General features: G+C 67.2%; 16 protein-coding genes and 1 riboswitch. Of the genes, 7 read left to right on the top strand and 9 right to left on the bottom strand.

The features are described 5' to 3' along the window. Positions 1-117: 117 nt before the first annotated feature. Positions 118-540 carry a DoxX family protein gene (locus ACJ4V0_RS19210; protein ID WP_448301220.1) on the top strand — a complete coding sequence of 141 codons (423 nt, stop codon included), beginning with the start codon at positions 118-120 and terminating at the stop codon, positions 538-540. A gap of 112 nt (positions 541-652) precedes the next feature. Then, on the top strand, positions 653-1054 hold the full coding sequence (locus ACJ4V0_RS19215) for a DoxX family protein (RefSeq protein WP_448301221.1): 402 nt from the start codon (positions 653-655) through the stop codon (positions 1052-1054). 377 nt (positions 1055-1431) lie between these two features. Here ACJ4V0_RS19215 and ACJ4V0_RS19220 read toward each other — a convergent pair whose 3' ends face one another. Further along, a complete protein-coding gene (locus ACJ4V0_RS19220) occupies positions 1432-3741 on the bottom strand; it encodes a xanthine dehydrogenase family protein molybdopterin-binding subunit (RefSeq protein WP_448301222.1) in 2310 nt (769 codons plus the stop codon). A gap of 154 nt (positions 3742-3895) precedes the next feature. Here ACJ4V0_RS19220 and ACJ4V0_RS19225 point away from each other — a divergent pair, with 154 nt between their 5' ends. Then, the gene (locus ACJ4V0_RS19225; RefSeq protein WP_448301223.1) at positions 3896-4183 is read left to right on the top strand and encodes a hypothetical protein; all 288 of its coding nucleotides are present in this window, start codon (positions 3896-3898) and stop codon (positions 4181-4183) included. Between the two features lie 9 nt (positions 4184-4192). Here ACJ4V0_RS19225 and ACJ4V0_RS19230 read toward each other — a convergent pair whose 3' ends face one another. After that, complete coding sequence (locus ACJ4V0_RS19230; protein WP_106748835.1) at positions 4193-4429, bottom strand: Lrp/AsnC ligand binding domain-containing protein; 237 nt, start codon at positions 4427-4429, stop codon at positions 4193-4195. A 146-nt stretch (positions 4430-4575) separates the two neighbouring features. Then, positions 4576-4679, top strand: a riboswitch (TPP riboswitch). A 22-nt stretch (positions 4680-4701) separates the two neighbouring features. On the opposite strand from ACJ4V0_RS19230, the gene thiM reads away from it, so the two are divergent. The 4 genes from thiM (at position 4702) to relB (ending at position 8069) form a co-directional block, all read left to right on the top strand. Then, on the top strand, positions 4702-5475 hold the full coding sequence (gene thiM, locus ACJ4V0_RS19235; protein WP_448301224.1) for a hydroxyethylthiazole kinase: 774 nt from the start codon (positions 4702-4704) through the stop codon (positions 5473-5475). Beyond that, entirely contained in the window at positions 5472-6269 is a 798-nt protein-coding gene (gene thiD, locus ACJ4V0_RS19240; RefSeq protein WP_448301225.1) for a bifunctional hydroxymethylpyrimidine kinase/phosphomethylpyrimidine kinase, read from the top strand. The genes thiM and thiD overlap by 4 nt, the downstream gene beginning before the upstream one ends. A 1-nt stretch (position 6270) precedes the next feature. Further along, positions 6271-7341 (top strand): TRAP transporter substrate-binding protein, encoded by a 1071-nt coding sequence (locus ACJ4V0_RS19245; RefSeq protein WP_448301226.1) that lies wholly within the window; start codon positions 6271-6273, stop codon positions 7339-7341. 113 nt (positions 7342-7454) lie between these two features. Continuing rightward, positions 7455-8069 carry a type II toxin-antitoxin system RelB family anti-toxin gene (relB, locus tag ACJ4V0_RS19250; RefSeq protein WP_448301227.1) on the top strand — a complete coding sequence of 205 codons (615 nt, stop codon included), beginning with the start codon at positions 7455-7457 and terminating at the stop codon, positions 8067-8069. Between the two features lie 114 nt (positions 8070-8183). Here relB and ACJ4V0_RS19255 read toward each other — a convergent pair whose 3' ends face one another. The 7 genes from ACJ4V0_RS19255 to ACJ4V0_RS19285 all read right to left on the bottom strand — a co-directional run bounded on the left by ACJ4V0_RS19255 (position 8184) and on the right by ACJ4V0_RS19285 (position 12622). Beyond that, positions 8184-9041 carry a DMT family transporter gene (locus ACJ4V0_RS19255; protein ID WP_448301228.1) on the bottom strand — a complete coding sequence of 286 codons (858 nt, stop codon included), beginning with the start codon at positions 9039-9041 and terminating at the stop codon, positions 8184-8186. A 62-nt stretch (positions 9042-9103) separates the two neighbouring features. Then, a complete protein-coding gene (locus ACJ4V0_RS19260) occupies positions 9104-9949 on the bottom strand; it encodes a fumarylacetoacetate hydrolase family protein (protein ID WP_448301229.1) in 846 nt (281 codons plus the stop codon). A 117-nt stretch (positions 9950-10066) separates the two neighbouring features. Then, positions 10067-11242 (bottom strand): vWA domain-containing protein, encoded by a 1176-nt coding sequence (locus ACJ4V0_RS19265; RefSeq protein WP_448301230.1) that lies wholly within the window; start codon positions 11240-11242, stop codon positions 10067-10069. Between the two features lie 52 nt (positions 11243-11294). Continuing rightward, positions 11295-11483: a hypothetical protein gene (locus tag ACJ4V0_RS19270; protein WP_448301231.1), complete on the bottom strand. Its 189-nt coding sequence runs from the start codon at positions 11481-11483 to the stop codon at positions 11295-11297. Between the two features lie 72 nt (positions 11484-11555). Further along, on the bottom strand, positions 11556-11714 hold the full coding sequence (locus ACJ4V0_RS19275) for a hypothetical protein (protein ID WP_448301232.1): 159 nt from the start codon (positions 11712-11714) through the stop codon (positions 11556-11558). 108 nt (positions 11715-11822) lie between these two features. Continuing rightward, positions 11823-12059, bottom strand: coding sequence for a helix-turn-helix domain-containing protein (locus tag ACJ4V0_RS19280; protein WP_448301233.1), 237 nt, complete (start codon positions 12057-12059; stop codon positions 11823-11825). Next, entirely contained in the window at positions 12059-12622 is a 564-nt protein-coding gene (locus ACJ4V0_RS19285; RefSeq protein ID WP_448301234.1) for a hypothetical protein, read from the bottom strand. The genes ACJ4V0_RS19280 and ACJ4V0_RS19285 overlap by 1 nt, the downstream gene beginning before the upstream one ends. Positions 12623-12639 lie beyond the last annotated feature (17 nt).

Here is a 12639-nt window from a genome sequence, read left to right on the forward strand (position 1 = left end):
CCCGGAACTTATCTTCGAGACGCGCAGGACCGGAATGAACCTGAGGGGCGGTCACGGAGACCCACGGTCGCGCCGTCAGAAGCAAGCCGCGTCATTACGCCAGGGGGGAGCAATCTCATGAGAAGCGAACTCGATCCCATGTTCGATGCCAACCGTCCGCGCGTGCTGGCGATCCTGCGCATCATGACGGGGCTGCTGCTGCTGCAGTACGGCCTGATCAAGTTCTTCAACTGGCCGGTGCCTTTTCCCTCGCCGATCGAGCCTTTCCGGCTCGTCTTCTTCGCCGGGCTCTTCGAGGTCTTCGGCAGCCTGGCGGTCATTCTCGGGTGGTGGACCCGCGCCGCGGCGTTCGTGCTCTCGGGGACCATGGCCGTCGCCTACCTGCTCGGCCATGCCCATCGGTCTTTCTATCCGATCGAGAACGGCGGCACGATGGTGATCCTGTTCTGCTTCATCTTCCTCTATCTGGTCTTCGCAGGTCCCGGTGCGTGGAGCCTCGATGCGAGGGCGCGGAGCAGGGCGGAATCCGGCGCCGCCTGACCGGCGCCAGCGATCTCCCACCCGTTGCACGTCGTCGCGCCCTCGATAAGGTCTCCGGACCGCCCTGCAAGAGGCGGTGCCACGACCTTTCGTCACGCAACGGGACCCCCACATGGACAACCTCAACCCCACCCTCAACGCCTGGGCACCGCGCATGCTGTCGGTGCTCCGCATCATGGCGGCGCTGGTGCTGCTGCAGCATCCCTTCATGAAGATTCTGAGCTTTCCCGCGGCGGTGAATTTCGCGCCTGTCGGTTCGCTGCCGTGGATCGCGGGTATCATCGAACTCGTCACCGGATTGCTGATTCTGGTCGGCTTTTTCACCCGTCCGGCGGCTTTCCTCCTCGCCGGCACCATGGCCGCCGCCTATTTCCTGGGCCATGCGCCGCGTGGCTTCTACCCGATCCAGAACGGTGGCAGCCTCGCCATCATGTACTGCTTCACGTTCCTCTATCTGGTCTTCGCCGGCCCCGGCCCGTGGAGCGTCGACGCCCAGCGTTCGAACAATCCCTGACGCCGATCCGTCACCTAGCGTGACAGGACAGGCCGCGAGTCGGGAGGTCGGCTCGCGGCCTTTTTTGCATCCATGCCCATGAGTTACCGTCAGGTGACCGGTGTCTGCGGCCGGAAATCCGGACACGAAATGCTCGCCAGAGTTCACACTTGCGTGAAGCCCAGGGCAGATATGTGCGCTGCAGCAGGGTTTTGGCCGTGTCGTCTCAAAGTGCCGGGCGAGCGCGCGCAGGCGGGGCGGCGACGCCCTTCGGCTCACGGGTCCGTGCAGGGGCGCATCCCTCTAAATTGCAAGAATGCAAATATCTGCTTGCTCTAGTGCAAACCGAGGCGGACTGCGCGACGCCGGCGGGATGGTCCCGGCGTCGATGGTCCAGATCACGCCGCCTGCGCCGCCTTGGCCTCCTGAATCGTCTGCCAGACGAGGGCAGGGGTCGCCGGCATGTCGATTTCCTTGATGCCGTAGGCGCGCCAGAGTGCGTCGACCACGGCATTCATCACCGAAGGGCAGGCGCCGATGGTGCCGGCTTCGCCCGCCCCCTTGATGCCGAGCAGGTTGGTGACGCAGGGGACGTTGCGCGTCTCGAAGTGGAAGTTCGGGATGTGGTCGGCCCGCGGCATGGCGTAGTCCATGAACGAGGCGGTGAGCAGCTGGCCGCTCTCCTTGTCGTAGACGGTGCGCTCGAGCAGGGCCTGCCCGATGCCCTGGACGATGCCGCCATGGACCTGGCCCGCCAGCAGAGTCGGGTTGATGGTGACGCCGAAGTCGTCGACCACCGTATAGGCGACGATGTGGGTCGCACCGGTGTCGGGATCGATCTCCACCTCGCAGATATGCGTCCCGTTCGGGAAGGTCGGCTCCGGCGGTCGCCAGGTGCCATGGCTCTTCAGCTTCTCCCCGGCGCCGGGGAGGCCTGCGATCTTCTCGTAGGAGATCGCCTTGTCGGTGCCGACGACGCGGACGTTGCCGCCGACGATCTCGACGTCGGCGACGCCGACCTCCATCTCGGTCGCCGCCATGTCCTTGATGACGTCGGCAAGGGCCCGTGCGCCGACGTCGACCGCCGCGCCGCCGACGGGCAGCGAGCGCGAGCCGCCCGTGCCAGTGCCGCTCGGGATGAGGGCGGTGTCACCCTGAATGACGTTGATCCTGTCGATCGGAATGTCGAGGTGCTGCGAGGCAAGCTGTGCATAGGCCGTCTTGTGACCCTGGCCGTTCGACTGGGTGCCGATCCTGATCGTCACCGTGCCGTCGGTCTCGAGGCTCATCCAGGCGTTCTCGGGCGCGCCGCCGCCGCAGGCCTCGATATAGGTGGCCATGCCGATGCCGCGGATCTTGCCGGCCTTCTTCGCCGCCTTCGCCCGGTCCTTGAACGTCTCCCAGCCGGCCACCTCCATGGCGCGGGTCATGTGGCCGTCGAACTCGCCGGAGTCATAGGTGCGTCCCACCGGCGTCGCCCAGGGGAACTGGTCCGGCTGGATGAAATTGCGGCGGCGCACCTCGGCCGGCGTCATGCCGGTCTCGATGGCGATGCGGTCCATGAGGCGTTCGACGAGATAGGCGGCCTCGGGCCGTCCGGCGCCGCGATAGGCGTCCACCGGCACGGTGTTGGTGTAGGCATATTTCAGCCGGACATGCATGGCCGGGAAGGCATAGACGCCCGCCAGCATCAGCGCGCCGACATAGGGGATGAAGGTCGCGTATTGCGACAGGTAGGCGCCCATGTCGGCGACGGTGTCGACCTTCACGGCCAGCACCTTGCCGCGCTTGTCGAGGGCCGCGGTGGCGGTGGAGACGTTGTCGCGCCCCTGCGAGCAGTTGACGAAATGGTCGCCGCGCTCCTGCACCCAGGCGACCGGCTTCTTCAGTTTGCGCGCCGCCACCATGCAGAGCGGATATTCGCGGAACATGAAGGTCTTGGTGCCGAAGCCGCCGCCGACGTCCGGCGTGATGACGCGGATGTTCTCCTTCGGCATGTTGAAGATCTTGGTCGCCAGCGTCGCCTGGATGCCGTGCGAACCCTGGCTGCCCAGCGTGAGGGTAAAGCCCTTGGTCTTCGGCTCATACTCGGCGAGGCAACCGCGCGTCTCCATGTAGTTGGTGATCAGGCGGTTGTTGACGATGGTGACGGCCACCGTGCGGTGGGCCTTGGCGAAGGCCTTCTCGGTGGCCTCGGCCTCGCCGAGATGAACCTCGCCGCAGAGGTTGCCGGGGATGTCGGGCCAGACCTGCGGCGCGCCCTTCTGCAGGGCGTCGACGGCATCGATGATCGGCTCGCGCGAGGTCCAGTCGATCTCGATCGCCTCGGCGGCGTCCTTGGCCCGGTCGAGCGTGTCGGCGACCACGAAGGCGACGCCGTCGCCGACATGGCGCACGGTCTTCGAGCAGAGCACTTCCCAGGGGGGATTGGCGATCGGGTTCACCGAGGGCACCTGCGACAGGCAGGGCAGGTTGCCGACGCCCTCAAGGTCGGCATGGGTGAAGACCGCCTTGACGCCCTTCATGGCGCGCGCGGCGCTCGTGTCCTTGATGACGAAGTCTGCGAAGGCGAAGGGCGAGCGCAGGACATAGCCGACGAGGGCGCCATCCGGCACAAGGTCGGAGACGAAGCGTCCCTCGCCCTTGATCAGCGGCGCGTCCTCGACCCGGCTCAATGCCTGGCCCATTCCGAATTTCGTCGGCGTCATGTCGTGTGCTCCGGGGAACTCCCCGTCAGAATGGAACGCTTCAAGCCCGGGAGGCAAGCCTCGCCATCCGCAGGGGCGCAATGCGGCCGGAACTGGCTTCGGCAGGCCGAAGCGGCGTAGATGGGGGCCATCGCGACGCCACGGAACACGGCCAATGGATTCGCCTGACGACAAGCCCCCGACCCATCCGGCGATTTATCTCGGCATCGCCTTCTGCCTGCTCTCGGTCGCCTGGTGGTTCGCCTACTACGCCCAGTATGGCGGCGCCTTCGGCCTCCTGAAACTCAAGCTCGCCTGCATCGGCTTCGCGACGCCGGAATGCGCCTTCTTCCAGGCCAATATCCGCGGCGTGATCCCGCGCTACGTGCCTGTACTCTGGTATGCAGGCATGGTGACTCTCGCCTTCGGCGTCTGGCAGGTCTGGCAGCAGCGCAGCAAGTGAGCGCGCGGATCAGAACGCCTTGAAGGTGATGATCGTGTGGGTGTCCTGGATGCCCGGAATCAGTTGCACCTGCTCGTTGACGAAGTGGCCGATGTCGGTGCCGGGCTCGACATAGAACTTCACGAGAAGGTCGAAATTGCCGGCGGTCGAGTAGATTTCCGAGGCGATCTCGCGGTCGGCGAGGGCGGCTGCGACCTGGTAGGCCTTGCCGAGCTGGCATTTGATCTGGACGAAGAAGGCGATCATGGCGGACCTCGCGGAGGTGTTGCTCTCCCATGCCACCAAAGGGCGCTCGCGTCATCCCCCTCCAGGAGCACGGTCGCGCATCGGGCATGACGATCGCGCGCCGCGCCGGCCTTGCGGGTCGCCGCGCCATCGCCTAACTGTCGGTCACTGTCTCGTCGGGGTGCCCTTCATCGGGCTGAGAGGTCGCAAGACCAACCCGTCGTACCTGAACCGGGTCATGCCGGCGGAGGAAACCGAGATGCACGCGACCATCCCCGTCAGGGGGCGCTGACATGCCCGCAAGACTGGCCCGCACGGCGAGCGACATCCTCGCCGTCCTCCGGACGAGACGCCCGCGCGTCCATTGCATCACCAATACGGTGGCGCAGGCCTTCACCGCCAATGCGCTGCTGGCGATCGGCGCCGTCCCCTCGATGACGACGTCGCCGGACGAGATCGCCGCCTTTGCCGGGAATGCCGACGCCCTGCTCGTCAATCTCGGCACGCTGGAGCCCGAGCGCCGCGCGGTGATCCGCACGGCCATCGAGGCTGCCTCGGCCAGGGACCGGCCCTGGCTGCTCGATCCGGTCTTCGTCGACCGCTCCCCGGTGCGCGCCTCCTTCGCCCGCGACCTCGCCGCCCTCGGTCCTGCCGCGATCCGCGGCAATGCGGCGGAGATCGCCGAACTCGGGCCGGGCGAGGACATCCGCGCTCTCGCCGTCCGTCTTGGCACGGTCGTGGCGGCGACCGGGGAAACCGACATCGTTACCAACGGACCGAGGATCGCCGGGATCGCCAATGGTCACCCGCTGATGGCGCGCGTCACCGCCATGGGCTGTGCCGGGGCCGCGATCACCGCGGCCTTCCTGGCGGTGGCGGAGGACCCGTTCGAGGCCACCGGAGCCGCCATGCTGACGCTCGGGATCGCCGGGGAACTGGCGGCCGAGACGGCCCGGGGGCCGGGGAGCTTCGCGGCCGCCTATCTCGACGCGCTCTACGGTCTCGACACGCTGGAACTCGCCTCCCAGGCCCGCATCGACACCTCGCTTTGCGGAGACATGCCATGACGGCGATCGCGGTCACCATTGCCGGCTCGGATTCAGGCGGCGGCGCCGGAATCCAGGCCGACCTCAAGACCTTCTCGGCCCTCGGCGTCTATGGCGCCAGCGTCATCACGGCACTGACGGCGCAGAACACCCGCGGTGTGCAGGCGATCCACGACGTGCCGGCTGACTTCATCACGGCGCAGATCGACTCGGTCTTCTCGGATCTGGCCGTGACGGCGGCCAAGATCGGCATGCTGTCGCAGGTTGCCGTCATCGAGGCCGTGGCATCCGGCCTCGACCGGCACAAGGTCGCCAATGTGGTCCTCGATCCCGTGATGGTAGCGACATCCGGCGACAGGCTGCTCAACCCCGATGCGGTCTCGGCCCTGAGGCACCTGCTCATCCCGCGCGCCGTGCTGGTGACGCCGAACCTGCTCGAGGCCGCCGCGCTTCTCGACCAGCCGGTGGCGCGAGGCGAGGAGGACATGCTGGCGCAGGGCCAGGCGCTGATCGCCGGCGGTGCAAATGCCGTCCTGATCAAGGGCGGCCACGGAACGGGAGAGACCAGTCTCGACCTGCTGGTCGCCCCGGCCGGCGTGGTGAGGCTGGAAGCCCCGCGCATCTTCACCCGCAACACCCATGGCACCGGCTGCACCCTGTCCTCGGCCATCGCGGCGGGGCTCGCCAAGGGTTTCCCGCTGGGACAGGCGGTCAGCGAGGCCAAGGACTACGTGACGGCCGCTATCGCCGCCTCCGACCGGCTGTCCATCGGCAGCGGGCACGGCCCGACGCATCATTTCCACGCCTGGTGGTGACATGACCCCCAATCGTCGCACGACCCTCGCTGCTGGCGTCGCCGGCCTCATGGCCGCCCCGGGCATCGCCCGGGCGCAGTCCCCGTTGCGTTGGCGCATGGTGACGTCATGGCCGAAGACCCTGCCCGGGCCGGCCTTCTCGGCCCAGCGCATCGCCGACAGGATCAAGCTGCTCTCGGGCGGCCGCATCGAGGTGCAGGTCTTCGCGGCGGGGGAAGTGGTTCCGGCCTTCGCCGTCCACGAGGCGGTGGGCAATGCCACCGTCGAGCTCGGCCATACGGCCTCGTTCTTCGGCATCGGACGGGAGCCGTCTCTGGCGTTCTTCACCGCCATTCCCTTCGGCTTTACCCCGCCCGAGCACAATGCCTGGGTTCTCAAAGGCGGCGGGCAGGCCCTGTGGGACGAGGCCTCGTCCCGCTTCGGCGTGAAGCCTTTTCTCGGCGGCAATACCGGCGTCTCCATGGGCGGCTGGTTCCGCAAGGAGCTCCAGTCGGCAGACGATGTGAAGGGGCTGACCATCCGCATGGTCGGGCTCGGCGCCGAGCTGTTCCAGCGCCTCGGCGCAACCGCCATCGCCATCCCGCCCGGCGACATCTATCCGGCGCTCGAGCGCGGGGCGATCGATGCCGCGGAGTTCACCTCGCCGGGGTCCGACGTCCAGCTCGGACTCTGGCGCGCAGCGCCCTTCTACTACACACCGGGCTTCAACAAGCCGAACGGATCAAGCGAGTTGGTCGTCAACAAGGCCCTGTGGGATGGGCTGCCGGAGGATCTCAAGGGCGTCGTGCAGGCAGCCAGCGAAGCCGAACAGGCCGTGGCCCTCGCCGAAATCGAAGTCCTGAACATGGAGGCGCTGGCGACGATGGTGTCAGCCCATGGCGTCAAGCTGCGCGCCTTCCCGACGGCCATGATCCAGCAGGCCCGGCGTCATGCGAGCGACCTCGTCCGCGATCTTGGCACGCGCAGCACGATGGCCGGCAAGGTCGGCGCAGGCTATGCCGCCTTCCAGGCCCGCATAGGTCCCTGGACGCGGGTGTCGACCCACGCGGCGCTGGGTGCGCGGGAGGTCTAGCGGCCCGGCCAGCGGCGGGTCCCGGCCCTGTCGCCTTGCACCGCAGCGAGGGGGTCCGTATGATCGTTTGGACGAACGATCGTTCGACACAACGCCCGAGACGACGCCTGCCAATGGCCGACCGCGACCCCAAGAAGATCGAGATGGATGCCGGCGCGCATGTGTTGTCGGGCAATCTCGGCAAGACCGTGCAGCGCCTGCGCAAGGCCTACAACCTGTCGCTCTCGGAGCTGTCCGAGCAGTCTGGCGTCGCCAAATCGATCATCAGCCAGATCGAGCGCAACGAGACCAACCCGACGCTGGCCACCATCTGGCGCCTGAGCCAGGCGCTCGACGTCTCCATCGAGCGGGTGCTGGCGACCGCGACCGAAGAACCGTTCCTCGAGAAGCTGTCGCGCGCCGACACGCCGCTGCTGGTTTCCGACGACGGCAAGTGCCGTCTGTCCATCATCGGCTGGATCAAGACCGTCGAGTGGCTGCAGTGGTATGATTTCCAGTGCGATCCCGGCGGCGTGCTGGAAAGCGAGGGCCACCAGCGCGGCTCCATCGAGAGTCTCTCCGTGCTTTCGGGAGAGCTCCAGGTGGAGGTCGGCGACCGGGTGGAAACGGTGGGGGCCGGCGAGAGCGCCCGCTATCGCTGCGACGGTCGCCACGTCATCCGCAACGTCGGGACCGAGACCGCCCACGCGGTCATGGTCTGCATCCTCAAGGCCGCGGTGATGGAGTAGGCGTCGATCCCGACGGGATCGCCCGCCTCCGTAGCGGAAGCCGGCAAGTGTCTGGAACGGAATTGCAATTGCCCTTTACCCTGAGGTGGAGAATCCAGGCGATGAGGTTCCGATTCAGCTCTGCCGGCGGCGTCGCTCGCCCGCCGGGATGGCCAGTGCGATCCCGGCGAGGATCGCCAGCGATGCTGCGACCAGACGCACCGTCAGCGGCTCCCCGATGAACACCACGGCGCCTGCCGCCGCGATGGCCGGAACGGTGAGCTGCACCGAGGCCGCGGTGACGCGCGAGAGGGCCGGCAGGACGGCATACCAGACCGCATAGCCGAGGCCGGAGGCCAGCGCCCCCGAGGCCACCGCAAAGGCGAGGCCCGCCGCGTCCGGCGGATGCACCCGCCAGCCCCAGGCCATGAGCAGGACCGCCACCGGAAGGCAGCGGACGAAGTTGCCGGTTGTGTCGGCGAGCGGATCGGACGAGCCGCGTCCCAGCAGCGAATAGGCGGCCCAGCACAGGCCGGCAAAGGCCATCAGCGCGACGCCGAGCGGCGAGGGCGCGGCGACCCCGGGCGAGACCAGCCAGACGAGGGCGGCGAAGGCGACCGCGAGGCCGGTCCATTCCAGCGGGCCGGGCCGGTCTCCCGCCACGAGGGCGCGGGCGATCATGCCGAACTGCACCGCGCCGAACAGAACGATCGCCCCGACCGCGGCGCCCAGCCACAGATAGGCGATGGAGAAGGCGAGGGCATAGCCGAAAAGCGCGGCAGCCTGTAGCCAGCTGCCGGCGACGGCCGGAACGCCAGCGCGGCGGCCGACCATCCGCGACAGCAGAAACAGCACGACGGCGCCCGAGGCCAGACGCCAGCCGGTATAGCCCATGTCGTCGATCGCACCGTCGGCGAGGGCGAGGCGGGCCAGCACGGAGTTTGCGGCGAAGGCGACCATCGCCGTCGCCGTCAGGGCAATGGTCCTCAGCATGGCGCGCCTTCGTCAGGAGGATGGGGGGCGGGCGGCCCGTCGGCGCCGTCCGCCCTGCCGCATCATGTCCAGGCGATGACCTTCTGCTTCTGCTCGCCGAGGCCCTCGATGCCGAGGGTCATGACGTCGCCGGCCTTGAGGAACTTCGGCGGCTTCATGCCGAGGCCGACGCCGGGCGGGGTGCCGGTGGTGATGACGTCACCCGGCTCCAGCACCATGAATTCGGAGATGTAGGAGACGATGGTCTTCACGTCGAAGATCATGGTCTTGGTCGAGCCGGTCTGCATCCGCGCGCCGTTGACGTCGAGCCACATGCCGAGCTTCTGCACGTCCTTGATCTCGTCCTTGGTGACGAGCCAGGGGCCGAGCGGGCCGAAGGTCTCGCAGCCCTTGCCCTTCATCCACTGGCCGCCGCGCTCGATCTGGTACTCGCGCTCGGACACGTCGTTGCAGATGCAGAAGCCGGCGACGACCGACAGCGCGTCCTTCTTGGAGACGTAGCGGGCGCGCTCGCCGATGACGATGGCGAGCTCGATCTCCCAGTCGGTCTTCACCGACTTCTTCGGCAGCATGACGTCGTCGTTCGGGCCGACGATGCAGGAGCGCGCCTTGTTGAAGAGGATCGGCTCGGTCGGGATGGCAGCGCCGGTCTCGGCGGCGTGGTCGGCATAGTTGAGGCCGACGGCGATGAAGTTGCCGACGTCGCCGACGCAGGGGCCGAGACGCGGCTTGCCCTTCACCAGCGGCAGCTTCTCCCAGTTCGCCTTGGCGATCTTGGCCAGCCCCTTGGCCGAGAGGGCGGCGCCGGCAATGTCGGGCACGACGCCGGAGAGGTCGCGGATCTTGCCGTCGGGGTCGATCAGGCCGGGCTTTTCTTTCCCCTTGGCGCCATAGCGAACGAGTTTCACGACTTCCCCTCCCATTGTTGTTGAAGCGTCGTTGCGGTGATGATGACCGCGTCTTCAAACGTTTCGCAAGGGCGGGCCGCGCATGGAAGGGCGGCGCGGCGGTGGCGGGCTTGTCCCCTACCGCACCAGCTCCTTCATCGCCTTGTCGAGGCCGGTGAGGGTCAGCGGGAACATGCGCTGCTCCATGATGTCGCGCATCATGCCGATGGAGTGGGTGTAGTCCCAGTGCTTCTCCTTCACCGGGTTCAGCCAGATCATCGAGGGGTAGATGGAGGCGACGCGCTTCATCCAGGTGACACCGGCCTCCTCGTTGAAGTGCTCGACGGAGCCGCCGGGCTGGGCGATCTCGTAAGGCGACATGGAGGCGTCGCCGACGAAGATCACCTTGTAGTCGTTGCCGTATTTGTGCAGCACGTCCCAGGTCGGCATGGTCTCGTCGAAGCGGCGCTGGTTCTTCTTCCACACCTTCTCGTAGAGACAGTTGTGGAAGTAGAAATACTCCATGTGCTTGAACTCGGCCTTGGCGGCCGAGAACAGCTCCTCGCAGAGCTGGATATGCCAGTCCATCGAGCCGCCGACGTCGAAGAAGATGAGGACCTTGATGGAATTGCGCCGCTCGGGGCGCATCTGCACGTCGAGGAAGCCATGGCGCGCCGTCTCGCGGATGGTGCCGTCGAGGTCCAACTCGTCGGGGGAGCCGGTGCGGGCGAACTTACGCAGGCGGCGCAGCGCGATCTTGATGTTGCGGGTGCCGAGTTCGACCGTGTCGTCGTAATCCCTGAACTCGCGCTTGTCCCAGACCTTCACGGCGCGGAAGTTGCGGTTGGAATCCTGGCCGATGCGCACGCCTTCAGGATTGTAGCCATGGGCGCCGAAGGGCGAGGTGCCGCCCGTGCCGATCCACTTGGAGCCGCCCTGATGGCGGCCCTTCTGCTCCTCGAGGCGCTTCTTCAGCGTCTCCATCAACTTGTCCCAGCCGCCGAGCGCCTCGATCTGCGCCTTCTCCTCCTCGGTGAGGAACTTCTCGGTGAGTTTCCTCAGCCACTCCTCGGGGATGTTGACCTCAAGCCCCTCGGCCAGCGTCTCCAGCCCCTTGAAGGTGGCTCCGAAGACCTTGTCAAACTTGTCGATGTTGCGCTCGTCCTTCACCAGCGTGGCGCGGGAGAGGTAGTAGAAGTCGGTCGGCGCCCGTTCGATGATGTCGGCGTCCAGCGCCTCCATGAGCGTCAGATATTCGCGCACCGTGACCGGCACGCCCGCCTTCTTCAGGTCGTGGAAGAAATTGATGAACATCGGCGCAGTCTAGGGCGAAGCGGAAACGTCGTCACCCGCCCTGTTCGACGGATCAGGCGGAATCGCCGCCACCGGCCGGCACGTTCAAGCCTGTTGCGGCGGAGATGCGATCCGCCTCTGCCCGCCTGTCGCTGATACGGCGGGCAAGCGGATCACGCCAGCTCCGCCCCACCAGCCACCAGGAGAGTGGCAGGGTCAGCACCATCGCAGCGAAGACGGCGAGATAACCCATGTTGCGCATGTGGATATGGTGGCCGTTTCATGTGCCGAGGTCAAGAAAACCCGGGGGACACCAGGCTCTCGGGCCGTTCGCTCAGTCGCCACCATCGCCGTCGGACGAGGAGAGGCCGTCCATGGATGCCGAACCGGATGGGCGCGGCACACCATTGCGGTCGCACCAGCGGTCGTACCAGAGATGGGCGCCGACAAGCGCCAGAAGCACGCCGAGCGAGGCGAGGGCCGTGATATCCATGACGCCATCCTCGCACGGGGCGGTTGCGCTATCGTCAACGCGATCCCGACAATCCGTGCAGTGCAACCGGCGTGGAGAGGCGGGCAGGGCGACCGGACGGCTGGCCGATCAACTGCCCGCCGGTCCGAGGCGCGGGTCGTCATCGGCGACGAATTCGAGCAGGTCGCCCGGCTGGCAGTCGAGCGCCCGGCAGATGGCCTCCAGCGTGTCGAAGCGCACGCCCTTGACCTTGCCGGACTTGAGCAACGACAGGTTGGCCTCGGTGATGCCGACGATGGCGGCGAGGTCCTTCGACCGCATCTTTCGGCGCGCCAGCATGACGTCGAGGTTCACGAGGATCGGCATCAGACGAAGCTCGCATTCTCCTCGGCGATTCGCGCCGCCTCCCGCAGCGTCCAGCCGATGGCGACGAGCAAGGCGCCGACAATGCCCCACAGGACGTCGTCCATGCTGATGCCGATGGCGAGGAGGCGGTGTCCGTCAGGGTTGCCGACGGTGAGCACGACCCCGGCCGCCGCGCGCCAGAGCGGCATCAGGCAGCCCTTGGCGATCAGGATCCAGCCGATCCGCGCGACGCGGACAGCCACCAGGTCGGTGAAGCGAAGACCACGCGCAAAGCCGCGAAACACCGCCTGCGCCTGCATCAGAAGATAGATGAGCAGCGCCAGCGGCGGGGCGGACAGGGCAAGGCCCGCCAGTTGCACCATTGGCGTCACGGCGAGCGGGCGGCCGGCGAGGCCGACATGCGGCGCCAGCAGGGTCTCGATCAGGTGGCGATCGGTCCAGACCCACAGCGTTCCCGTGATGGCGAAGACGATGCCGGCCAGCGTGATGCCAGACATCCAGGCTGCCATCCGTGCATGGCGGTCGCTGGAAGCCGGAGACCGGCGGTCGACGATGTGGGTCATGGCGCAAGCCCTCTTGA

The sequence above is a fragment of the Phreatobacter aquiterrae genome (assembly GCF_053471285.1).